The sequence below is a fragment of the Variovorax jilinensis genome (assembly GCF_030316885.1).
GTDB lineage: Bacteria > Pseudomonadota > Gammaproteobacteria > Burkholderiales > Burkholderiaceae_C > Variovorax > Variovorax jilinensis.
The window spans coordinates 1-21,878 of the sequence record NZ_JASZYQ010000014.1; the positions used below are offsets into that span (position 1 = coordinate 1).

The 21,878-nt window shown below is 69.4% G+C and carries 20 protein-coding genes; 9 read left to right on the forward strand and 11 right to left on the reverse strand.

Features of this window, described 5'->3' with window-relative positions; translation table 11 throughout:
• The first annotated feature begins 142 nt into the window (after positions 1-142).
• The 6 genes from QTH87_RS25935 (at position 143) to QTH87_RS25960 (ending at position 5,099) form a co-directional block, all read left to right on the forward strand.
• Positions 143-550 (forward strand): 5-carboxymethyl-2-hydroxymuconate Delta-isomerase, encoded by a 408-nt coding sequence (locus QTH87_RS25935; protein ID WP_286613289.1) that lies wholly within the window; start codon positions 143-145, stop codon positions 548-550.
• A gap of 6 nt (positions 551-556) precedes the next feature.
• A complete protein-coding gene (gene hpaH, locus QTH87_RS25940) occupies positions 557-1,360 on the forward strand; it encodes a 2-oxo-hept-4-ene-1,7-dioate hydratase (RefSeq protein WP_286613291.1) in 804 nt (267 codons plus the stop codon).
• 13 nt (positions 1,361-1,373) lie between these two features.
• Positions 1,374-2,183: an aldolase/citrate lyase family protein gene (locus QTH87_RS25945; protein ID WP_286613292.1), complete on the forward strand. Its 810-nt coding sequence runs from the start codon at positions 1,374-1,376 to the stop codon at positions 2,181-2,183.
• A 124-nt stretch (positions 2,184-2,307) separates the two neighbouring features.
• Positions 2,308-3,306: a Bug family tripartite tricarboxylate transporter substrate binding protein gene (locus tag QTH87_RS25950; RefSeq protein WP_286613293.1), complete on the forward strand. Its 999-nt coding sequence runs from the start codon at positions 2,308-2,310 to the stop codon at positions 3,304-3,306.
• A 19-nt stretch (positions 3,307-3,325) separates the two neighbouring features.
• The gene (locus QTH87_RS25955) at positions 3,326-4,117 is read left to right on the forward strand and encodes a class II aldolase/adducin family protein (protein WP_286613295.1); all 792 of its coding nucleotides are present in this window, start codon (positions 3,326-3,328) and stop codon (positions 4,115-4,117) included.
• A 4-nt stretch (positions 4,118-4,121) separates the two neighbouring features.
• Positions 4,122-5,099 carry a 2-dehydropantoate 2-reductase gene (locus QTH87_RS25960; RefSeq protein WP_286613296.1) on the forward strand — a complete coding sequence of 326 codons (978 nt, stop codon included), beginning with the start codon at positions 4,122-4,124 and terminating at the stop codon, positions 5,097-5,099.
• A 27-nt stretch (positions 5,100-5,126) separates the two neighbouring features.
• On the opposite strand, the gene alr is transcribed toward QTH87_RS25960, so the two are convergent.
• Complete coding sequence (alr, locus tag QTH87_RS25965) at positions 5,127-6,215, reverse strand: alanine racemase (RefSeq protein WP_286613297.1); 1,089 nt, start codon at positions 6,213-6,215, stop codon at positions 5,127-5,129.
• Between the two features lie 172 nt (positions 6,216-6,387).
• On the opposite strand from alr, the gene lplT reads away from it, so the two are divergent.
• On the forward strand, positions 6,388-7,692 hold the full coding sequence (gene lplT / locus QTH87_RS25970) for a lysophospholipid transporter LplT (RefSeq protein WP_286613298.1): 1,305 nt from the start codon (positions 6,388-6,390) through the stop codon (positions 7,690-7,692).
• A 42-nt stretch (positions 7,693-7,734) separates the two neighbouring features.
• Positions 7,735-8,223 (forward strand): glutathione peroxidase, encoded by a 489-nt coding sequence (locus QTH87_RS25975; RefSeq protein ID WP_286613299.1) that lies wholly within the window; start codon positions 7,735-7,737, stop codon positions 8,221-8,223.
• Between the two features lie 88 nt (positions 8,224-8,311).
• On the opposite strand, the gene glcF is transcribed toward QTH87_RS25975, so the two are convergent.
• From glcF to QTH87_RS26020, 9 genes are all read right to left on the reverse strand, one after another.
• Positions 8,312-9,550 (reverse strand): glycolate oxidase subunit GlcF, encoded by a 1,239-nt coding sequence (gene glcF / locus QTH87_RS25980; RefSeq protein ID WP_286613300.1) that lies wholly within the window; start codon positions 9,548-9,550, stop codon positions 8,312-8,314.
• 8 nt (positions 9,551-9,558) lie between these two features.
• Positions 9,559-10,716 carry a glycolate oxidase subunit GlcE gene (gene glcE / locus QTH87_RS25985; protein WP_286613302.1) on the reverse strand — a complete coding sequence of 386 codons (1,158 nt, stop codon included), beginning with the start codon at positions 10,714-10,716 and terminating at the stop codon, positions 9,559-9,561.
• 46 nt (positions 10,717-10,762) lie between these two features.
• Positions 10,763-12,268 (reverse strand): FAD-linked oxidase C-terminal domain-containing protein, encoded by a 1,506-nt coding sequence (locus QTH87_RS25990; protein ID WP_286613304.1) that lies wholly within the window; start codon positions 12,266-12,268, stop codon positions 10,763-10,765.
• Between the two features lie 11 nt (positions 12,269-12,279).
• Positions 12,280-13,941, reverse strand: coding sequence for an L-lactate permease (locus QTH87_RS25995; RefSeq protein ID WP_286613305.1), 1,662 nt, complete (start codon positions 13,939-13,941; stop codon positions 12,280-12,282).
• A gap of 130 nt (positions 13,942-14,071) precedes the next feature.
• Positions 14,072-14,953, reverse strand: a complete 882-nt coding sequence (locus tag QTH87_RS26000; RefSeq protein ID WP_286613307.1) for a LysR substrate-binding domain-containing protein — start codon at positions 14,951-14,953, stop codon at positions 14,072-14,074.
• Positions 14,954-14,967: 14 nt separating this feature from the next.
• On the reverse strand, positions 14,968-15,891 hold the full coding sequence (locus QTH87_RS26005) for an SMP-30/gluconolactonase/LRE family protein (protein WP_286613309.1): 924 nt from the start codon (positions 15,889-15,891) through the stop codon (positions 14,968-14,970).
• 146 nt (positions 15,892-16,037) lie between these two features.
• Positions 16,038-17,447 carry an ammonium transporter gene (locus QTH87_RS26010; protein WP_286613311.1) on the reverse strand — a complete coding sequence of 470 codons (1,410 nt, stop codon included), beginning with the start codon at positions 17,445-17,447 and terminating at the stop codon, positions 16,038-16,040.
• Positions 17,448-17,473: 26 nt separating this feature from the next.
• Positions 17,474-17,812 (reverse strand): P-II family nitrogen regulator, encoded by a 339-nt coding sequence (gene glnK / locus QTH87_RS26015; RefSeq protein ID WP_286613312.1) that lies wholly within the window; start codon positions 17,810-17,812, stop codon positions 17,474-17,476.
• 64 nt (positions 17,813-17,876) lie between these two features.
• Positions 17,877-18,731, reverse strand: coding sequence for a TorF family putative porin (locus QTH87_RS26020; protein WP_286613315.1), 855 nt, complete (start codon positions 18,729-18,731; stop codon positions 17,877-17,879).
• Between the two features lie 158 nt (positions 18,732-18,889).
• Here QTH87_RS26020 and QTH87_RS26025 point away from each other — a divergent pair, with 158 nt between their 5' ends.
• Positions 18,890-20,443 carry a YifB family Mg chelatase-like AAA ATPase gene (locus QTH87_RS26025; protein WP_286613313.1) on the forward strand — a complete coding sequence of 518 codons (1,554 nt, stop codon included), beginning with the start codon at positions 18,890-18,892 and terminating at the stop codon, positions 20,441-20,443.
• A 4-nt stretch (positions 20,444-20,447) separates the two neighbouring features.
• Here the strand turns inward: QTH87_RS26025 and QTH87_RS26030 are convergent, their stop codons facing one another.
• On the reverse strand, positions 20,448-21,632 hold the full coding sequence (locus QTH87_RS26030; RefSeq protein ID WP_444812850.1) for a fumarylacetoacetate hydrolase family protein: 1,185 nt from the start codon (positions 21,630-21,632) through the stop codon (positions 20,448-20,450).
• Positions 21,633-21,878: the final 246 nt, after the last annotated feature.

Here is a 21,878-nt window from a genome sequence, read left to right on the forward strand (position 1 = left end):
CACGGGCCAGATCAACGCCGTGTTCCCGGTCACGCCGCAGGACGGCCGCGCCATCCCCAAGGCCCAGGCTTCCAGCGCCGAGGGCTTCCAGAGCGTGTCGCGGCTCTGAGCCGGTGCGCGAACTTCCTGCCCGGAGCACCGCATGCCGCATCTCGTGATCCTCTACACGCCCAACATCGAAGCCGAGACCGAGATGTCGACGCTGTGCCGCTCCCTTGCCGACTGCATGCTCGCGCAGCGCGACGACGCGGACAAGCAGGTGTTCCCGACCGGCGGCACGCGCGTGCTGGCCTACCCGGCTGCACACTTCGCGGTGGCCGACGGCCGCGCCGACTACGCCTTCGTCTACCTCAACCTGCGCATGGGCGCGGGCCGAAGCGCCGCGGTGCACCAGCGGGTCGGCGATGCATTGCTCGCCGTGACCAAGCAGCACTTCGCGCCGATCTTCGACGGCCGCCCGATCGGCATCACGCTGCAGATCGACGAAAGCCCGGGCCAGGTCTACGACGGCAAGCACAGCAACCTGCACCCGCTCTTCAACAAGGCCTGACAAGACATGCTCGCACCCGAACTGATCCGACAACTGGCCGCCGAGCTGCACGAGAGCGAGAAGTCGCGCGTGCAGGTCGAGCATTTCTCCAAGCGCCACCCCGAGATGACGATCGAGGACGGCTATGCGATCTCGCGCGAATGGGTGAAGACCAAGATCGACGAGGGCCGCATCGTCAGGGGCCACAAGATCGGCCTGACCTCGCGCGCGATGCAGCTGTCGAGCCAGATCGACGAGCCCGACTACGGCACGCTGCTCGACGACATGTTCTTCGAGCAGGGCGGCGACATCCCGTTCTCGCGCTTCATCGCGCCGCGCGTGGAGGTCGAGCTGGCCTTCAGGCTCGGCAAGAGGCTCAGAGGGCCGAACGTGACGATCTTCGACGTGCTCGACGCCACCGACTACGTCGTGCCCGCGATCGAGATCATCGATGCGCGCATCGAGCAGTTCGACCGCCACACCAAGGCCATGCGCCGGGTGTTCGACACCATCGCCGACAACGCGGCGAATGCCGGCATCGTGCTCGGCGGCCGGCCGGTCAGGCCCGACGCGGTGGACCTGCGCTGGGTCGGCGCCCTGCTCTACAAGAACGGCGTGATCGAGGAATCGGGCATCGCTGCCGCAGTGCTCAATCACCCGGCGACCGGCGTGGCCTGGCTCGCAAACAAGCTCGCGCCCTGGGACGAGTGCCTCGAGGCCGGCGAGATCGTGCTGGGCGGCTCGTTCACCCGACCGACCCCGGCGCAGGCCGGCGACACCTTCCATGCCGACTACGGACCGCTCGGCAGCATTTCCTTCCGCTTCGCCTGAAAGACACTGAACGATGACCACGCCACCCAACCCCTTCAAGCAGGCCCTGATCGACAAGCGCGCGCAGATCGGCCTCTGGCTCGGCCTCGCCGATGCCTACAGCGCCGAGATCTGCGCCGGTGCCGGCTTCGACTGGCTGCTGATCGACGGCGAACATTCGCCCAACGGCCTGGCCAGCGTGCTGCAGCAGGCGCAGGCGATCGCGGGCTACCCGGGCGTCAATGCGATCGCGCGCGTGCCGCTGGGCCATGGCGACGCGGGCGCGGCGCTGATCAAGCAATACCTCGACCTCGGCCTGCAGACGCTGCTGGTGCCGATGGTCGACACGGCCGAGCAGGCCGGCGCGCTGGTGCGCGCCATGCGCTATCCGCCGGAAGGCATCCGCGGCATGGGCGGCGCGCGCGCCTCGCGCTGGGGCCGCTACGCCAGCTATCCGAAGGAAGCCAACGAGCGCGTCTGCCTGCTGGTGCAGGCCGAGTCGCGCGAGGCGCTGGCCAACCTCGACGCGATCGCGGCGGTCGAGGGCGTCGACGGCGTCTTCATCGGGCCCGCCGACCTCTCGGCCTCGATGGGCCACGTGGGCAATTCGGACCACCCCGAGGTGCAGGCGGCGATCGCCGATGCCATCGCACGCATCCAGCGCGCCGGCAAGGCCGCGGGCATCCTGACACCCAACGAGGCGCTGGCGCGCAAGTACCTTGCGCTCGGCGCCACCTTCGTCGCGGTGGGGCTCGACACCAACCTGCTCGTGCGCAGCACCAGCGCGCTGGCGGCCAGCTTCAAGGATGCGGCGGCAGCGCCTGCCAAGGGCGGCACCTACTGAGCTTCGGCATGGCGGATGCGGGCACCCGGGACGCGGAACGTGAGGTAAACGTGAGTGTCCGAGGGGCCCGGTTGGGAGAAAAATACGCGCTTTTCAACACATCCGATACCCGAGGAGACAGCCCATGACCATCACCCGCCGCCACCTGCTGCAGACCACCAGCGCCTCGGCCCTGCTCGCCAGCCTGGGCCAGAGCGTGTTCGCCCAGACCCAGGCCTTCCCGTTCGAGACCGCACGGCTCATCACCGGCTTCGCCGCGGGCGGCACCTCGGACACGCTGTGCCGTCGTACCGCCTCGCGCCTGCAGCCCGACTACGGAAAGGCCGTCGTGGTCGAGAACCGCACCGGCGCCGGTGGCCAGATCGCGGTCACCTACGTCAAGAGCCAGCCGGCCGATGGCGCCACCATCCTGCAGACGCCGACCTCGATCCTCACGATCTATCCGCACATCTACAAGAAGCTGCCGTACGACCCACTGGTCGACCTGACACCCGTCACGCTCGCCTGCCTGTTCGACTTCGGCTTCGCGGTCGGCCCGGCCGTGCCGCTCACGGTCAAGACCGTGCCCGAGTTCCTGGCCTGGGCCAAGACCCATCCCGAAGGCGCGAATTTCGGCTCGCCGGCCGCGGGCTCGACGCCGCACTTCATCGGCGCGCTGCTCGGCAAGGGTGCCGGCGTCGACCTGAAGCACGCGGCCTACCGCGGCACGCAGCCGGCCATGCTCGACCTGCTGGGCGGCAACGTGGCCGCGGTGTCGGGCCCGATCGGCGACATCACGCAGCACCTGCCCACGGGCAAGGTGCGCATCCTCGGCGTCTCGGGCAGCAAGCGCAGCCGCTTCGCTCCCGACGTCCCGACCTTCGAGGAACAGGGCATCAAGGACGCCACGCACAGCGAGTGGTTCGCCTTCCTGCTGCCGCCCAAGGCCACGCCCGAGGTGGTGAATCGCGCCAATGCCGCCTTCAAGGTCGCGCTGGCGCAGAAGGACGTGATCGACGGGCTCGGCACCTTCGGCCTCGAGGTCGTGACTTCGTCGCCGGCCGAGCTCAGCGAACTGATCAAGAAAGACACCGCCAAGTGGGCCCCGATCGTCAAGCAGGTCGGGTTCACCGCGGAAGGCTAGCCATGCAAAGGAACTGCACATGAACCCACTCGCCACCCCATCGCCCTCGGCGCTGGTGCATCCCGCCATCCACCCCGACGAGCATGCCGCGCGGCTGCAGCTCGCGGCCTGCTACCGCGTGTTCGCGATGCTGGGCTGGACCGAGATGATCTACAACCACATCACGGTTCGGCTGCCCGACAGCGTGACCGGTGGCGAGAAGCAGTTCCTGATCAACCCCTTCGGCCTGCACTACAGCGAGGTCACGGCAAGCAACCTGGTGAAGATCGACCTGCAGGGCCGCGTCCTTGACGGCTCGACCCATGCGGTCAACCCGGCCGGCTTCACGGTGCATGCGGCGATCCATGATGGCCTGCCCGAGGCCCATTGCGTGATGCACGTGCACACCACCGCGGGCGTCGCGGTGGCATGCCTGCAGGGCGGCCTGCAGCAGACCAACTTCTACACCGCCCAGCTGCACGGCATGGTGGCGTACCACGACTTCGAGGGCATCACGATCCATGCCGACGAGGGCCCGCGCCTGCTCGCGAGCATCGGCGAGCGCCAGGCCGTGATCCTGCGCAACCACGGCCTGCTGACCTGGGGCCAGACCCTGCCGCAGACCTTCGCGATCCTTTGGACCCTGCAGCGTGCCTGCGAGATCCAGCTCGCGACGCTGTCGATGGGCGCGCCGATCCCGGTGCCGCAGGCGATCGCCGAGCGCTGCACGCGCGACGCGCTGCAATTCAACCCGGCGCACGGCGCCGGCCAGGACGTGTTCGACGCGCTGGTGCGCCAGGTCGACCGCATCGACACCAGCTACAAGAACTGAAGACATGAAGGTCTGCATCTACGGCGCCGGCGCGATCGGCGGCTGGATCGGCGCGAAGCTCGCACAGGCGGGCTCCGCGATCGACGTGGTGGCGCGCGGCGCCACGCTCGAGGCGCTGCAGCGCGACGGACTCACGCTCGCCAGCGGCGACAGCCGCGTCTCGGTGCCCGTGAACGCGAACGCCGATCCGCGGGCGCTCGGCGTCCAGGAGCTGGTGATCGTCGCCGTGAAGGCGCCCTCGCTGCCCGCGGTGGCGCACCAGATCGGCCCGCTGCTCGGCCCCGACACCATCGTGCTCACGGCGATGAACGGCGTGCCCTGGTGGTTCCTTCAGGGCGGGTTCGGCGGCCCGCTGGCCGGTGCCCAGCTGGAAGCGGTCGATCCGGGCGGCCGCATCGACGCCGCGATCCCGGCCCGTCACGTGATCGGCTGCGTGGTGCATGCGAGCTGCGCGCTCGAAGGCCCCGGCGTGGTGCGCCATGTGTTCGGCAACGGCCTCATCATCGGCGAGCCCTCGGGCGAGGCGACGCCGCGCGCGCAGGCGCTGCGTGCGCTGCTGGCCGACGCCGGCATCGAGACCAGGCTCTCGCCGCAGATCCAGAAGGACGTCTGGTACAAGCTCTGGGGCAACATGACGGTCAACCCGATCAGTGCCCTGACCGGCGCCACCACCGACCTGATCCTCAACGACGACCTGGTGCGTGGCCTGATCTCGACGATCATGCTCGAGGCCAAGGAAGTCGGCGCGCGCATCGGCGTGCCGATCGCCGACACCCCGGAAGACCGGCATGTGATCACGCGCAGGCTCGGGGCCTTCAAGACCTCGATGCTGCAGGACGTGGAGGCGCGCCGCGCGGTCGAGCTCGATGCGCTGGTGTCGTCGGTGCGCGAACTGGGTCAGCGCGCGGGCGTCGCGACGCCGTTCACCGACGCGCTGCTGGGGCTGGCGCGGCTGCAGGCGCGGCAGCTCGGGCTCTACTGAGCCCGCCGCCGGGCCCGCTGCGCAAGGTCAATCGCCGGCGACCGGCACGCGCCGCGCCACCGCACACATCAGCTCGTAGCCGACGGTGCCGGCGGCGCGTGCCACCTCGTCGATGGGCAGCTCGGCGCCGGCCGACGCGCGGCCCCACAGCGTGACCTCGGACCCGAAGCCGGCCTGCGGCACCGGCGTCAGGTCGACCGTGATCATGTCCATGCTGACGCGGCCGACCATGCGCGTGCGCACGCCGTCGACGAGCACCGGCGTGCCCGTGGTGCAGTGGCGCGGATAGCCGTCGGCGTAGCCGACCGCCGCGATGCCGATGCGCAGCGGCCCTTCGGCGGTGAAGCTCGAACCGTAGCCGATGGTGTCGCCGGCCTTCAGTGTCTGCACGCCGATCAGCCGCGTCGAGAGCGTCATGGCCGGTTGCAGCTGCCAGTGCGCCGCGTCGTGCTCGGGAAAGTCCGGCACGCCGCCATACAGCATGATGCCGGGGCGCACCCAGTCGGCGCGGGTCTGCCCGGCATGGCGCAGCGTGGCGGCGCTGTTGGCGACCGACCGCTCGCCCGGCAGGTCCTGCGTGACGCGCTCGAAGACCTCGGTCTGGTGCGCGATGCCGCGCGGGCCGTCGGCGTCGCTCAGGTGCGTCATGAGCGAGATCTCGTCGACCTGCGGCAGCGCATTGAGCCGCGTCCAGGCCGAACGGAAGCGCTCGGGCGCGAAACCCAGCCGGTTCATGCCCGAGTTCATCTTGAGGAAGACGCGTTGCGGCACCTGGGTCTTGTGGGCCGCGAGCATGTCGATCTGGGCGTCGCAGTGCACCGCATGCCAGAGCCCGAGGCGCGAGCAGAGCTCGAGATCGCGCGCCTCGAATACGCCTTCCAGCAGCAGGATCGGCCCGCGCCAGCCAAGGGCCCGCACGCGTTCGGCCTCGTCCAGGTCGAGCAGCGCGAAGCCGTCGGCGGCGCGAAAGTGCTCGAACACGCGCTCGATGCCGTGGCCGTAGGCATTGGCCTTGACCACCGCCCAGACGCGCGAATCGAGAGCCGCGCGCCGTGCCCGGTCGAGGTTGTGGCGCAGCGCGGCGCCGTGGACGGTCACGAGGATGGGACGAGGCACGACGAAAACCCGGTCAAAAGGAGGAATGACTCACACAAAAAGGCCCGTTGTGGGGCGCGGAAAGCGCCATTCTGACATCGCGCACCCCATGCTATAACCGCGCACCCGCCTCCGAGGCGGAACCCTTTTCCACTATTGCCAGCAGTCCCTTCGCCGGCCAGCCAGCTCATCGATGAAGCGCGGTTTCTACACCATCATGTCGGCCCAGTTCTTTTCGTCGCTGGCCGACAACGCGCTTTTCGTCGCGGCGGTGGAACTGATGAGAACCAGCGGCGCCCCCGAATGGAAGCGTGCCGCGCTGGTTCCCATCTTCACCATCTTCTACGTCGCGCTGGCGCCGCTGGTGGGCGCCTTCGCCGACGCGCTGCCCAAGGGCCGCGTGATGTTCATCAGCAATGCGATCAAGGTGGTCGGCTGCGTGATGATGCTGTTCGGCTCGCATCCGCTGCTGGCCTATGCGGTCGTCGGGCTCGGCGCCGCGGCCTATTCGCCGGCCAAGTACGGCATCCTGACCGAACTGCTGCCGGCTTCGCAGCTGGTCAAGGCCAACGGCTGGATCGAGGGCCTCACGATCGCCTCGATCATCCTGGGGATCGTGCTCGGCGGCCAGCTGGTCAGCCACACGCTGGCGAGCCACCTGCTGGCTTTCGACCTGCCCTTCATCGACACCGGCGTCGACTCGGCGCCCGAGGCCGCGATCGCCTCTCTGATCCTGGTCTACATGATCGCGGCCTGGTTCAACACCCGCATCCCGCTGACCGGCGTCGAGATGCGCCCGCTGCGCGCCAACCCGAACCACGGCATCCTGCGCAACATGGCGGCGCTGCTGCCCGACTTCTGGCAGTGCAACTCGCGCCTGTGGCGCGACAAGCTCGGCCAGATCTCGCTGGCCACCACCACGCTGTTCTGGGGCGCCGGCGGCAACCTCAAGTACATCGTGCTGGCCTGGGCCTCGCTGGCGCTGGGCTACAACACGGCGCAGGCCTCGTCGCTGACCGGCGTGGTGGCGATCGGCACCGCGGTCGGCGCGATCGTCGCCTCCATGCGCATGCGGCTCGACATGGCGACGCGCGTGATCCCGCTGGGCATCGGCATGGGGGTGCTGGTGATCGGCATGAACTTCATCGGCAACATCTGGCTCGCCGTGCCGTTCCTGATCATCCTGGGCGGCCTCGGCGGCTTCCTCGTGGTGCCCATGAACGCGCTGCTGCAGCACCGCGGCCACAACCTCATGGGCGCCGGCCGCTCGATCGCCGTGCAGAACTTCAACGAGCAGGCGTGCATCCTGCTACTGGGCGCCTTCTACAGCGCCTGCACCGGCCTCGGCCTGTCGGCCTACTCCGCGATCACGGCCTTCGGCGTGGTGGTGGCGGGCTTCATGTGGCTGATCAAGCGCTGGCACGAGAACAACCTGAAGCGCCACCCCGAAGAGGTCGAGCACCTGCTGGCCATCGCCCGCAGCGACAAGCATCACTAGCTCGCCCCCAGGTCGGCTCACTCCGTCGTACCGAGAACATCCATGACGAACATCTATGACTTCGAAGCCCGCCGCATCGACGGCCAGGCGGTGCCGCTGGCGGAGTTCCGCGGCCAGGTGCTCCTGATCGTCAACACGGCGAGCAAATGCGGCTTCACGCCGCAGTTCGAGGGCCTGGAGGCGCTCTACAGGAAGTACGCGGCGCGCGGCCTCTCGGTGCTCGGCTTTCCGTCGAACCAGTTCATGAGCCAGGACCCGGGCAGCAACGACGAGATCGGTGCCTTCTGCGTGCAGAACTACGGCGTGAGCTTTCCGATGATGGAGAAGATCGACGTCAACGGCGCCGATGCCACGCCGCTCTACCAGTGGCTGGTGAAGGAAGCGCCCGGCCTGCTCGGCAGCACGGCCATCAAATGGAACTTCACCAAGTTCCTGGTCGGCCGCGACGGCCAGGTCATCCGGCGCTACGCGCCGATGGACAAGCCCGAATCGATCGCGGGCGACATCGAGAAGGCGCTCGCCGCCTCCTGAGCGAGGTCCGGGCGAACGCCTGGCGCGACCTGCGCAGGTCCGATTCGGGCCGCGCGCCGCAATCGGGCGCCGCAATCAGGCGCCGCGATCAGGCCGCCGCTTCGGGCGCGAGCGCCGCGTCAAGCAGTTCGACCCAGTGGCGCACCGGCGTCTCGGTGCCGCTCTGCAGGTGCGTGATGCAACCGATGTTGGCCGATGCGATGGTGCTCGGCTGCAACTGGCCCAGGTGGCCGAGCTTGCGGTCGCGCAACGGGTAGGCCAGCTCGGGCTGCAGCACCGAGTAGGTGCCGGCCGAGCCGCAGCACAGGTGCGCCTCGCTGCGCGCCACCTGGATGTCGAAGCCCAGCGCGCGCAGGTTGACCTCGACGCCGTTGCGCAGCTTCTGCCCGTGCTGCAGCGTGCAGGGCGGGTGGTAGGCCACCACGCCGGCCGGGGCTCGAACGCGGTGCTTCAGCGCCGGCACCAGGTCGGGCAGCAGTTCGCTGAGATCGCGCGTGAGCGCGCTGATGCGCGCCGCCTTCTGCGCGTAGGCCGGATCGTCGCGCAGGATGTGGCCGTATTCGCGCACCGTCACGCCGCAGCCCGAGGCGTTCATGACGATCGCCTCGACCTCGCCGCGCTCGACCTGCGGCCACCAGGCATCGATGTTGGCGCGCATCTGCTGCTTGCCGCCGTCCTGGTCGTTGAGGTGGAACTTCACCGCGCCGCAGCAGCCGGCCTTGGCGGCGATGACCGGCTCGATGCCTGCGGCGTCGAGCACGCGCGCGGTGGCGGCGTTGATGTTGGGCGCCATCGAGGGCTGCACGCAGCCCGCGAGCATCAGCACCTTGCGTGCATGCGTGCGCACGGGCCAGGCACCGGCCGGTTGCGGCGCCGGCACCTTGGCCCGGAGCTTGGCGGGCAGCAGGCCGCGCACCGACTGCCCGAGCTTCATGGCGGGGCCGAACAGCGGCGACGGCAGGGCCTCCTTGAGCGTCCAGCGCAGCGCGCCCTCGAGCGCCGGCCGCGGCACCTTCTGGTCGACGATCCTGCGGCCGATGTCGACCAGGTGGCCGTACTGCACGCCGCTCGGACAGGTGGTCTCGCAGTTGCGGCAGGTGAGGCAGCGGTCGAGGTGCAGCTGCGTGCTGCGCGTGGGCTCCTTGCCCTCGAGCACCTGCTTGATCAGGTAGATGCGTCCGCGCGGGCCGTCGAGCTCGTCGCCCAGCAGCTGATAGGTGGGGCAGGTGGCGGTGCAGAAGCCGCAGTGCACGCACTTGCGCAGGATGGCCTCGGCTTCGCGGCCGTCGGCGGTGCCCTGGAATTCGGGAGCGAGTTCGGTTTGCATCGTTGGCTTCAGTGAACGGCGGGCGCCGTGGCTGTGGCTGTGGCTGTGGCTGTGGCTGTGGCTGTGGGCAGGAGTCGCTGGCTGTCGAAGACGCCCTGGGGATCGAACTCGCCGAGCAATCTGCGATGGATGCGCTCGATCGGCGCGCTCATGGCATCGAAGCGCGTCGGCGCCGGGGCGCTGGCCGCCGCCCCGCCTTCCGCGCCCCGGAAAAGGGTGGCGTGGCCGCCCGCCGCGCGCGCCGCGGCGCGCAGGCGCCCGGCCTGGCCCGGCGCGCTGCGGTACCAGCGCTGGCCGCCGTGCCATTCGATCAGGGGCTCGCCCTCGAGCGCGAGCGGAGGTGCCGTCTGGGGCACCGAGAGACGCCACAGCTCGTGCCCCTCGTCCGCTGCAAACCACGGATGCCCATGGTCGCGCAGCGACTCCCAATCCGCCGCGCTGCGGTCCGCATCCTGCCGCTCGCCACCGAGTTGCGCGCAGGCGGCCTCGACCGCGGCCACCGCGCCGCGCAGGCGCAGCGACAGCACGCCGGTGCCGTCGCGCTCGCGCCACACGCTGGCGTTCAGAGGCAAGGGGCGGCCGCCCCACTGGTTGAGAAGCTGCAGCGCATCGGCCTGGCTGCAGGCGAACTCGAGCGTGGCCTCGGCCGGCGCCACGGGCAGCACCTTGAGGCTGGCCTCCGCGATCAGGCCGAGCGCGCCCATCGATCCCGCGAGCACGCGCGAGACGTCGTAGCCCGCCACGTTCTTCATGACCTGGCCGCCGAAGCTCAGCACCTCGGCGCGGCCGTTGACCAGCGTGATGCCGAGCAGGTAGTCGCGCACCGATCCGACGCTGGCACGCGCCGGGCCGCTCAGGCCCGCGGCGATGAAGCCGCCGACCGTGCCGCCGGCAGCAAAGCGCGGCGGCTCGAAGGGCAGGCACTGGCCGCGCGTGGCGAGCAGCGCCTCGAGCTCCGCCAGCGGCGTGCCGCCCTGCACCGTGACCACCAGCTCGCTCGGCTCGTAGCTCGTGATGCCGGCGAGTGCGCCGGTGGAAAGGGGCGTGCCGCGCGCGGGCTCGCCATAGAAGCGCTTGGTGTCGCCGCCGGTGATGGCGAGCGCGTGGCCGTCGGCGGCCGCGGCGCGGATGCGCTCGACGATCTCGCGCAATGCGGGGGAATCCATCGTGTCTGTCTCTTTGTGCCTGGATGAGGAAAACGCCCGGCCGCAGTCAGAAGCGCGGCAGGTCGGCAAAGGGCGTCGCCTGGCCGGCGCGGAACACCTGCTTGCCGTACTCGGCGCAGCGCACCAGCGTCGGGATCACCTTGCCGGGGTTCAACGTGCCGGCCGGATCGAAGGCGCGCTTCACGCCGAACATCTGCTCGTTCTCGGCCGCCGTGAACTGCACGCACATGCTGTTGAGCTTCTCGACGCCGACACCATGCTCGCCCGAGACGGTGCCGCCCATCGCGACGCTGGTTTCGAGGATGTCGGCGCCGAACAGCTCGCAGCGGTGCAGCTCGTCGAGGTCGTTGGCATCGAACAGCACCAGCGGATGCAGGTTGCCGTCGCCGGCGTGGAAGACGTTGCAGCAGCGCAGGTCGTACTTCACTTCCATCTGCTGGATCGCGAGCAGGATGTCGGCCAGGCGCTTGCGCGGGATGGTCGAGTCGAGGCACATGTAGTCGGGGCTGATGCGGCCCGAGGCGGGAAAGGCGTTCTTGCGGCCGCTCCAGAAGCGCAGGCGCTCCTCCTCGTTCTCGCTGCAGGCGATGGCGGTCGCGCCGCAGTCGCGCAGCACCGCGGTCATGCGGCCGATCTCCTCTTCCACCTCCTCGGGCGTGCCGTCGGATTCGCACAGCAGGATGGCAGCGGCGTCGAGGTCGTAGCCCGCGCGCACGAAGTCCTCGACCGCCGCGGTCATGGGCTTGTCCATCATCTCGAGGCCGGCCGGGATGATGCCGGCCGCGATCACCGCCGCCACCGCGTCCCCGGCCTTTCGCACGTCGTCGAAGCTGGCCAAGATGCAGCGCGCCAGCTGCGGCTTGGGCACCAGCTTGACCGTGACTTCGGTGGTGACGGCCAGCATGCCCTCGCTGCCGACCACCAGCGCCAGCAGGTCGAGGCCCGGCGCGTCGAGCGCCTCGCCGCCGAATTCGATCGGCTCGCCCTCGACCGTGAAGCCGCGCACGCGCAGCACGTTGTGCAGCGTGAGGCCGTACTTGAGGCAGTGCACACCGCCCGAGTTCTCGGCCACGTTGCCGCCGATGGTGCAGGCGATCTGGCTTGACGGGTCCGGCGCGTAGTAGAGGTTGAAGGGCGCGGCCGCCTCGCTGATCGCCAGGTTGCGCACCCCGCACTGCACGACCGCGGTGCGGCTCACCGGATCGATCTTCAGGATGCGGTTGAACTTGGCGAGCGACAGCGTGACACCCGCCGCATGCGGCATCGCGCCGCCCGAGAGGCCCGTGCCCGCACCGCGCGCCACCACCGGCACGCCGAGCGCGTGGCAGGCCCGGAGCACGGCCGCCACCTGGGCCTCGGTCTCGGGCAGGGCCACGACCAGCGGCCGCTGCCGATAGGCCGTGAGGCCGTCGCATTCGTAGGGCACGGTGTCCTCGTCGTGCCAGATCAGCGCATGCGCGGGAAGGTGCGGCCGCAGCGCCTGCACCACCTGGGCCTGGCGGGTCGACGCCGAGAGCGAGGACTGTTCGGCGGCGGCAAGTGGCGCATTCATGGCGGGGACTTTCAGTGGACGACCATCAGGGTGAAGGGCCAGACATAGGCCTGCAGCGTGACGTACAGCCCGACCAGCGCCGCGAGCGCAATCGAGTGGAAGAACACGTAGCGCAGGATATCGCCTTCGTGGTTGAACCAGCGCGTGGCGGTCGAGGCGACCACGATCGACTGGGCGTCGATCATCTTGCCCATCACGCCGCCCGAGCTGTTGGCCGCGCCCATCAGGTTGGGCGACAGGCCCAGCTGCTCGGCCGCCACCTTCTGCATGCCGCCGAAGAGCACGTTGGAAGCCGTATCGGAGCCCGTCATCGCGACGCCGATCCAGCCCATCAGCGTGCCGAAGAAGGGATAGAAGGCACCGGTGTTGGCGAAGGCCAGGCCGAGCGTGGTGTCGGTGCCCGAGAAGCGGGTGAGCGTGCCCAGGGCCAGCATCAGCACGATGGTCAGCAGCGAATAGCGCACCAGCCACAGCGTGCGCAGGAAGATGCGCCCGATCTCGAGCGGGTTGTAGCGCATGAAGAACGCGCTCACGATCGCCGACAGCAGGATGCCGGTGCCGGTGGCCGACAGCAGGTTCAGCACGTAGACCGCGGCCTCCTTGTGCGGCACCGGCACCACGGGCGGCACCTTCTCGATCAGGTTGTGCAGCCCGGCCATCGGGAACGAGGGCGCGAAGATGCCGTTGAGCCAGGTCTTGACCGGCGGCAGGCCCCAGACGAAGACGAACACCGAGAGGATCAGCCAGGGCATCCAGGCGCGCACCAGCGCCTCGCGGCTGTGGACCACGATCGGCGCCGGCGGCTTGGCCTCGTGCGCACTCACGTCATGGCCCTTGAGCGAGGGCGAGTGCCAGATCTTCTTCGGCTGCCACACCTTGAGGAACAGCACCAGGCTGACCATCGAGACGATGGCCGCGATGATGTCGACCAATTCGGGGCCGATGAAGTTCGACACCAGGTACTGGGGGATCGCGAACGACAGGCCCGTGACCAGGATCGCGGGCCAGATCTCCATCATGGCCTTGCGTCCCGCGAAGGCCCAGATCAGCCAGAACGGCACCAGCAGCGAGAAGAAGGGCAGCTGGCGGCCGATCATCGCGGTCACCTCCATGAGGTCGTAGCCGTGCACCTTGGCCAGTGTGATGACCGGCGTGCCGAGCGCGCCGAAGGCCACCGGCGCGGTGTTGGCGATCAGGCTCAGCCCCGAGGCCGCGAGCGGCGAGAAGCCCAGGCCGATCAGGATGCCCGCCGTCACCGCCACCGGCGTGCCGAAGCCGGCCGCGCCCTCGAAGAAGGCGCCGAAGCAGAAGGCGATCAGCAGCAGCTGGATGCGCCGGTCCTCGGTGATGCCCGAGAGCGAGTCCTGCAGCACCTTGAAGCTGCCGTTCTGCTCGGCCAGCTGCTGCAGGAAGATGATGTTGAGCACGATCCAGCCGATCGGCAGCAGGCCCGTGAAGCCGCCGAACAGCGCCGCGCGGCCGGCCATGTCGGCCGGCATGCCGTAGGCGAAGACGGCCACGGCGATCGCGGCCAGCAGGCCCATGCCGGCCGCGATGTGGGCCTTGATATGGAAGAAGCCGAGCGCGGCCAGCATCACCACCACGGGAATCGCGGCCAGCGCGGTGGAAATGATCATGTTCCCGAACGGGTCGTAGATTTGCTGCCAGGTCATGGCGGTCTCCTTCAATGCGGATGTCTCGATGTGCTCCGGACTCTAGGGAAGCGTTGGCCCTTCGGGTTGAAGGTTTTTCGCCGCCGTGTTGAAAGAACTTCGCAGCGGATGTCCCCCGTGGGACAGGTGCCTAACGCAACGCCTGGACGATCCAGTCGGCGAAGGCCTCGCATTCCCAGCGCTCGAGCGCGCCGGGCTGCCAGCAGATGTAGTGCCGGTGCGGCGATGACACCGGCCGGTCCGACAGTGGCACCAGCCGTCCCGATTCGAGCCACTGCGCGCCCAGCTTCTGGCGCACCAGCGCCACGCCGAAGCCGCTGGCCGCGGCGTCGTAGACCAGGCCCAGGTCGTTGAACTGGGCGCCGATCTGCGGCTCGGGCTGCCGCAGGCCGCAACTCGTGAACCAGGTGCTCCAGGGCTCTAGCGGACTGCGGATCAGCCGCGCCGCGGCGATCTCGGCCTCGGTGCGAAAACCCGTGAAGGGGCCGAACTCGTTGAGATAGCTCGGGCTGCAGGCCGGCACCACCTGCTCGTCGAGCACCAGCCGGCTCTCGCAGTCGGCGTAGTTGCCGCTGCCGAAGCGCACTTCGAGATCGGCCTGCTCGGCCGTGACGTCGAGGAAGGGGATCGACACCTGCAGGATCAGGTCGACGTCGGGGTAGATGTTGCGGAACAGCTCGAGGCGCGGCATCAGCAGCTCGCGGCTGAAGGTCGGCGTGACCGCCAGCCGCAACCGAGTGACGCGCTGCGGCGTCTCGCGGCTCGGCACCGCCTGCAGCGCCGCCAGGCCGATGCGCACGTTCGCGAGGTAGGCCGCGCCGTCGGCCGTGAGGCTGAAGTCGCTGCGGCCGAACAGCTTCACGCCGACATGCGATTCGAGCTGGCGGATCCGATGGCTCACCGCGCTCGGCGTCACGCACAGCTCGTCGGCTGCCCGGCCCGCATGCCGCAGCCGCGCCACCGCCTCGAAGGTCAGCAGACACTGGATCGGCGGGATGTGCTGCAGGGCCATGCGCCGCCTTCGCCTCAGCCCTCGAAGAAGGCGACCGGCAGGCCCGGCGTCTCGACCCGCATGCGGATCACGCTGCCCGAGGCCGGGCGCTCCTCGATCTCGGCTGCGGGCCGACCCTTGCGCGCGGTGGTGACGAACAGCGTGCGCAGGTCGTCGCCGCCGAAGCAGGGCATGGTCGGGCACTGCACCGGGGTAGGGAGCGCCGCCACGCGCTCTCCGGTGGGCGCGAAGCGCAGCAGCTGGCCACCCTCGTACATCGAGACCCAGTAGTGGCCCTCGGCATCGATGGCGGCGCCGTCGGGCCGGCCCTCGTAGCGCACCGGCGAGGCCGGCGTCCAGTCGGCGGGCCTGGCCTCGAACTGCTGGAACACGCGCTCGTTCGACAGCCGGTTGACGCCGGCGGCCCAGTCCCAGGCGCGCACCTGGTGGGAGTTGGTATCGGCCCAGTAGGCGGTGCGGTCGTCGGGCGAGAAGGCCAGGCCATTGGCCGTGGTGGCCTCGTTGGCCATCGGCACCAGCCCGGCAGCCGTACCGCCGCGCGCGTCAAGGCAGTACAGCACGGCATTGGCGCGGTCCTTGGCCTCGTTCATCGAACCGGCCCAGAAGCGGCCCAGGGAATCGCACTTGCCGTCGTTGAAGCGCATGGTGCGCACGTCGTGGTCGACGCGTGCGATCGGCGTCAGCTCACCGCCCCATTCGCGCGCGCGGTAGACGCCGTCGCGCAGCGCGACCACGAGGCCGCCGCGCCGCGCCGGCGCCATGCAGCCGGGCTCGGTCGGCAGGCCCCAGCGCTCGACCGTGGGCGAGCCGTCGATCGCGCCGCGGGTGCGCAGCAGCGCGCGTCCCGGAATGTCGAGCCAATAGAGCGATCGCTCCTCCGGATGCCAGAAGGGCGATTCGCCGAGCTGGCACAAGCTGTCGTCGAGGGTGGTCCACATGCGCCAGAGCTTAGGCCCAAACGGCGCCGACGCAGGCAAAAAAAAGAGCCCGCACGGGGCGGGCTCAAGTTCCAGAGGAGACTCTCGCTTGACAAATTCCTGCCGCGAAAGCGGGGCCACCCCCAAGGGCAGCCCTTGCTTGCGCTTCAGCGGTTGTAGGCGGTTTCGCCGTGGGAGGTGATGTCGAGGCCTTCGCGCTCCGCCTCTTCGCTGACCCGGAGGCCGAGCGTGAGGTCGGCGATCTTGAAGGCGATGAATGCGACGACGCCCGACCAGACCACGGTGACCACCACGCTCTTGATCTGGATCCAGACCTGCGCGCCGATCGAGAAGGTGTCGGGAGTGGGGCCGCCGGTGCCGCCGAGGCTGGTCGCCGCGAACACGCCGGTCAGGACCGCGCCGACGATGCCGCCCACGCCGTGGACGCCGAAGACGTCGAACGCGTCGTCCGCGCCGAGCATCTTCTTGAGGCCGCTGACGCCCCAGAGGCAGACCAGGCCGGCGATCAGGCCGAGCACGATCGAACCCATCGGGCCGACGAAGCCGGCTGCCGGCGTGACGGCCACGAGGCCGGCGACGGCACCCGAGGCGGCACCCAGCATCGAGGCCTTGCCCTTGTGCAGCGCTTCACCCAGGATCCAGGACAGCGTCGCGGCGGCAGTGGCCAGCACCGTGTTGATGAAGGCCAGGCCGGCCGTCGCGTTGGCCGCACCGGCCGAACCCGCGTTGAAACCGAACCAGCCGACCCACAGCAGCGAGGCGCCGACCATGGTGAGCGTCAGCGAATGCGGCGTGAAGGCTTCCTTGCCGAAACCGATGCGCTTGCCGATCACGTAGGCACCGACCAGGCCGGCCACACCGGCGTTGATGTGCACCACGGTACCGCCCGCGAAGTCGAGTGCGCCGAGCGTGGCGAGGAAACCGCCGCCCCAGACGATGTGCGCGATCGGCACGTAGCTGAAGGTGAACCACAGCACCGAGAACAGCAGCACGGCCGAGAACTTGGCGCGCTCGGCGAAGGCACCGACGATCAGCGCCACGGTGATGGCGGCGAAGGTGCCCTGGAACGAGACGAACACGTACTCGGGGATCGTCGTCAGGGCGCCGAAGGTTTCCAGCGTGATGCCCTTGAGGAAGATCTTGTCGAGCCCGCCCACGACCGTTCCCGAGCCCGCGAAGGTCAGGCTGTAGCCGTAGATCGTCCACAGAATGCTGATGAGCGAGAAGATCACGAAGACCTGCATCAGCACCGACAGCATGTTCTTCGAGCGTCCGAGGCCGCCGTAGAACAGCGCCAGGCCGGGGATGGTCATCAGGATGACGAGCATCGTCGAGGTCAGCATCCAGGCGGTGTCGCCCGAATCGATCTTCGGTGCCGGTGCGGCGGCTGCGGGTGCCGCGGCGGGCGCCTCGGCAGCCGGGGCTGCGGCCGGGGCCGCGGGCGAAGCTGCCGCCGCGGCGGCCGGGTCGCCCGACGAAGGCGTCTGCGCGAAGCCGGCACCGCCGGCGAAGAGGACGCTCATGCCGAGCGCAAGTGAGACAAGGAATTTTTTCATTTCGATTGTTCTTTCGTGCCTGCGGATCAGAGGGCTTCGCGGCCGGTTTCGCCGGTACGGATGCGCACGACCTGCTCCAGGTCGTAGACGAAGACCTTGCCGTCGCCGATCTTGCCGGTGCGGGCCGCGCTCTCGACCGCCTCGATCACGCGCTCGACCAGTTCGTCGGAGACAGCGGCCTCGATCTTCACCTTCGGCAGGAAGTCGACGACGTATTCGGCGCCGCGATAGAGCTCGGTGTGGCCCTTCTGGCGCCCGAAGCCCTTGACCTCGGTGACCGTGATGCCCTGCACGCCGATGGCGGACAGCGCTTCGCGCACTTCGTCGAGCTTGAATGGTTTGATGATGGCTGTGACCAGCTTCATGATTGTTTCTCCTACAGATGGAAGAGGTCGGCGCGGCCGTTGATGCAGGCCGCGCCGCGTGCGTTTACAGCGTCTTGGTCAGCGTCAGGATGAAGCGGGTCTTGTTCGGCGAGAAGGTGGTCGCGCCGAAGGTGGTGCCGTTGATGTCGACGCCCGGGTTGCTCAGGACATTGAAGGCGCTCTGCTCGTTGCCGCCCTGGATGTAGCCGCCCAGGGTCAGGCCGCTGCCGAAGTCGTAGGCTGCGCCGACGTTGTAGTCGAGGTAGTCCTTGTAGCCCAGGCTCTTGATGTCGCTGCTGAAGAAGGTGTAGCCAACAGCCGCCTTGAAGATGACCTTCGGAATGATTTCCTTCGTGTAGGCGAAGTTCAGGTAGCCGGTGTTGGTGCCGTCGAGGCCCGAGCCGCCCTTGTTGCCGGCGTAGTTGAAGTAGTCCTTCGACACGGTCCACGAGTACTTGGCCGTGAAGGCGCCGATGGCCTCGTCGGCCCAGGTGCCGGCGCCGTAGATCTCGGTGGTGTTGCCGGCGGTGTTGCCCGGGTACACATAGGTCAGGACGCCGACGTCCCAGTCGATCGGGCCGCCCTTGAACTTGTAGCCGCCGTAGAAGTCCATCTCGACCGAGTTGCCCGGCAGCCAGTTCACGCTCGAGTTCCAGTTGCCCACGTAGAAGCCGCTGGAGCCGAAGGCGTAGTCGATGCCGCCCTGGATGGCGGGCTTGACGTAGCTGTCCTTGGCGTAGTCGTTCTTGCCGATCATGTCCTGATCCTGGCCGCGGAACTTGTAGTTGGTGGTGATCGCGACGTTGCCCGTCAGATTCGGCGCGGGGGCCGGATCCGCAGCTGCAGCTTGCGCGCTGGCGAGCATCGGCAGGGCGGCAAGCGTGCCCAGGGCCAGGATCTGGACGGATTTGCGATACATCATCGAGAGACTCCTACGGATTTTGGAAGTGGGTTGGAGTTCTCCTCAAAGCAGGGAGCGTGCCAAAGCCCCACTGCCCCGCTGGGATACCTCCGAAGCACTTGGTCACAATGAAGAACAAGAGATGGCGACGCACCATCTTGGTGAAAGGGAGAGAAATGAGCTTGTCTTTGGTGCAGAGTCGCGCCTTGCTGGGCCTGGAAGCGGCCAGTGTCACGGTGGAGGTGCATCTGGCGAACGGCCTGCCGAGCTTCACGCTGGTCGGGCTGGCCGATGTGGAAGTGAAGGAAGCGCGCGAGCGCGTGCGGTCGGCGATCCAGAACGCGGGCCTCGAATTCCCCAATAACAAGCGGATCACGGTCAACCTGGCGCCGGCCGACCTGCCCAAGGACTCGGGCCGCTTCGACCTTCCGATCGCGCTCGGCATCCTTGCGGCCAGCGGACAGATCGACGCCGCACGACTGGCCGGCCACGAATTCGCGGGCGAGCTCTCGCTTTCCGGCCAGCTGCGGCCCGTGCGCGGCGCGCTCGCGATGGCGCTCGCGCTGCACCTGGGCGGCGTCGCCTGCCGCCTGGTGCTGCCGCCCGAAAGCGCAAGGGAAGCCGCGCTGGTCCCCGGCTCGGAGGTGTACGGCGCGCGGCACCTGCTCGACGTGGTGCGTCGGTTCCTGCCGCCCGGCGCCGCCCTGCCCGGGGACGAGGCCGGCTCGACGGCGCCCGAAGACGGCTGGATGCGCTGCCTGCCGACACCGCCGGGGCCGGCGCCGCGCCCGGCCGACCTCGCCGAGGTCAAGGGCCACATGGGTGCCAAGCGGGCACTGGAGATCGCCGCCGCCGGTCGCCATAGCCTGTTGATGGTCGGCCCGCCGGGCTCGGGCAAGTCGATGCTGGCGCAGCGCTTCGCCGGGCTGCTGCCCGCGATGACGCTCGACGAAGCGCTGGAAAGCGCAGCGGTCGCGAGCCTTGCGGGGCGCTTCGCCAGCGCGCAGTGGATGTGCCGGCCCACCGCCAGCCCGCACCACACGGCCAGCGCGGTGGCGCTGGTGGGAGGCGGCTCGCCGCCGCGTCCCGGCGAGATCTCGCTGGCGCACCACGGCGTGCTGTTCCTGGACGAGTTCCCGGAGTTCTCGCGCTCGGCACTCGAAGCGCTGCGCGAGCCGCTGGAGACCGGCACCATCACGATCTCGCGCGCCGCCCGGCGCTCCGAGTTCCCGGCCCGGTTCCAGCTGATCGCCGCCATGAACCCCTGCCCCTGCGGCTACCTGGGCAGCACCGCACGGGCCTGCCGCTGCACGCCGGACCAGGTCGCGCGCTATCAGCGCAGGCTCAGCGGCCCGCTGCTCGACCGCATCGACCTGCATCTGGAGGTGGCGGCCATCTCGGCGCAGCAACTGCTCGAGTCGCCGGCCGGCGAAGGCACCGAGGCCATCCGCGAGCGCGCAGCCATCGCCTGCAGCCGCGCGCTGGCGCGCCAGGGCGCGCCGAACCAGGCGCTCTCGGGCGCCGAGATCGACCGCCACGCGGCGCTCGAGCCCGCGGCGCTGAAGTTCCTGCACACCGCGGCCACGAAGCTCGGCTGGTCGGCGCGCAGCACGCACCGGGCGCTCAAGGTGGCGCGCACCATCGCCGATCTTGCGGGCGCCGAGGCGGTGGCGGCGGAACACGTCGCCGAAGCGGTGCAGTACCGCCGGGCGCTGCAGGCCACGCTCTAGCTGGCTAGATGATTCCGCGTCCTGCCAGGTTTCGCATCAGCGCACCGATGCCGAAGCTCCAGCGTGCCGCCTGATCCGAATGCACGATGCGGTTGTGCAGCGCGCCGAGCTCGGGCGCCGAGATGGTCACGCGATCCCCGACCACGTGCGTGAAGCCCTGGCCGGGGCCGTGGCGGTCCTGCGTGGGCGCGAACATGGTGCCGAGGAACAGCATCAGGCCGTCGGGATAGGCGTGGTGCGGCCCGATCGCCTGCGACACCAGGTCGAGCGGATCGCGGCTGATCTTCGCGAGCGAACTCGATCCCTCGAGCACGAAGCCCTCGGGTCCGTCCACGCGCAGCGCCACCGTGATGCGGCGCACCTCCTCGATGCCGAAGTGCTCGTCGAACAGGCGAATGAAGGGCCCGATCGCGCACGAGGCATTGTTGTCCTTGGCCTTGCCCAGCAGCAGCGCGCTGCGGCCCTCGAAGTCGCGCAGGTTGACGTCGTTGCCGAGCGCCGCGCCGAGCGTGCGGCCACGGCTGTCCACGGCCAGCACCACCTCGGGCTCGGGGTTGTTCCAGACCGAGCCCGAATGGATGCCGGCATCGGCGCCGGTGCCGACCGCGGCCAGCACCGGTGCCTTGGTGAAGATCTCGGCGTCGGGACCGATGCCGACCTCGAGGTATTGCGACCAGGCACCCTGCGCGATCAGCACCTGCTTGACCTTCGCGGCCTGGGCCGAGCCCGGCACGACGCCCGCGAGGTTGTCGCCGAGCACGCCCGAGAGCGCGGCGCGGGTGGCCTCGGCCCTGGAAGCGTCGCCGCGCGACTGCTCCTCGATCACGCGTTCCAGCAGGCTGGCGACGAAGGTGACGCCGCTGGCCTTCACGGCCTGCAGATCGCAGGGCGCGAGCAGCCAGCCGTGTTGCGCGTTGCGCGCGGACTCGTCGCTGTTGGCCAGCACTGCATCGAGCGCGGCGACGCGCAGGGTGCGCTCGTCACGCAGCGCCTCGCGCACCGCACCCACGGGATCGTCGAGCTCGAGCAGCTGGCTCATCGTCGGCGCGACGCGCGAGAGGTCGTGCAGGCCGCCCTCGTGCACCGCGACCAGCACGGGACCGAGATCGGGCAGCCACAGGCGGCCGACCAGGGTGGCGCGCTCGGCATCGCGCGGCAGGGAAAGGTCGGTGGAAGGCATCGATGTCATGCGAGGGTCTCCAGGCGGATCAGTGGGCGTGGGATCGGGGGCGCGGGCAACTGGGGATCGTAAGGGAGTGCGGGGCGCTTGGCTGTTTGACCATTTGGGCGCGGCCGGTTGGTTGGCCGTGGGCGCATCCGGGGTGTCTGCCGGTGGGCGTCGGAGCTTCGGTGGGGCGGTCGGTGCTGCGCACCGACTGCCCTGCGGTGCTCGCGCGGCCGGCTGTGCCGCAGAACTCACTGCGTGCCCCTTCGG

Coding starts and splice junctions, on each gene's coding strand:
- QTH87_RS26030 (WP_444812850.1), bottom strand. CDS start 21,632: ATGACATCGATGCCTTCCACCGACCTTTCCCTGCCGCGCGATGCCGAG.
- glnK (WP_286613312.1), bottom strand. CDS start 17,812: ATGAAGCTGGTCACAGCCATCATCAAACCATTCAAGCTCGACGAAGTG.
- QTH87_RS25960 (WP_286613296.1), top strand. CDS start 4,122: ATGAAGGTCTGCATCTACGGCGCCGGCGCGATCGGCGGCTGGATCGGC.
- QTH87_RS25990 (WP_286613304.1), bottom strand. CDS start 12,268: ATGAATGCGCCACTTGCCGCCGCCGAACAGTCCTCGCTCTCGGCGTCG.
- QTH87_RS25950 (WP_286613293.1), top strand. CDS start 2,308: ATGACCATCACCCGCCGCCACCTGCTGCAGACCACCAGCGCCTCGGCC.
- QTH87_RS25955 (WP_286613295.1), top strand. CDS start 3,326: ATGAACCCACTCGCCACCCCATCGCCCTCGGCGCTGGTGCATCCCGCC.
- hpaH (WP_286613291.1), top strand. CDS start 557: ATGCTCGCACCCGAACTGATCCGACAACTGGCCGCCGAGCTGCACGAG.
- QTH87_RS26005 (WP_286613309.1), bottom strand. CDS start 15,891: ATGTGGACCACCCTCGACGACAGCTTGTGCCAGCTCGGCGAATCGCCC.
- glcF (WP_286613300.1), bottom strand. CDS start 9,550: ATGCAAACCGAACTCGCTCCCGAATTCCAGGGCACCGCCGACGGCCGC.
- QTH87_RS26020 (WP_286613315.1), bottom strand. CDS start 18,731: ATGTATCGCAAATCCGTCCAGATCCTGGCCCTGGGCACGCTTGCCGCC.
- QTH87_RS25945 (WP_286613292.1), top strand. CDS start 1,374: ATGACCACGCCACCCAACCCCTTCAAGCAGGCCCTGATCGACAAGCGC.
- lplT (WP_286613298.1), top strand. CDS start 6,388: ATGAAGCGCGGTTTCTACACCATCATGTCGGCCCAGTTCTTTTCGTCG.
- QTH87_RS25975 (WP_286613299.1), top strand. CDS start 7,735: ATGACGAACATCTATGACTTCGAAGCCCGCCGCATCGACGGCCAGGCG.
- QTH87_RS26000 (WP_286613307.1), bottom strand. CDS start 14,953: ATGGCCCTGCAGCACATCCCGCCGATCCAGTGTCTGCTGACCTTCGAG.
- QTH87_RS25995 (WP_286613305.1), bottom strand. CDS start 13,941: ATGACCTGGCAGCAAATCTACGACCCGTTCGGGAACATGATCATTTCC.
- QTH87_RS26010 (WP_286613311.1), bottom strand. CDS start 17,447: ATGAAAAAATTCCTTGTCTCACTTGCGCTCGGCATGAGCGTCCTCTTC.
- QTH87_RS26025 (WP_286613313.1), top strand. CDS start 18,890: ATGAGCTTGTCTTTGGTGCAGAGTCGCGCCTTGCTGGGCCTGGAAGCG.
- glcE (WP_286613302.1), bottom strand. CDS start 10,716: ATGGATTCCCCCGCATTGCGCGAGATCGTCGAGCGCATCCGCGCCGCG.
- QTH87_RS25935 (WP_286613289.1), top strand. CDS start 143: ATGCCGCATCTCGTGATCCTCTACACGCCCAACATCGAAGCCGAGACC.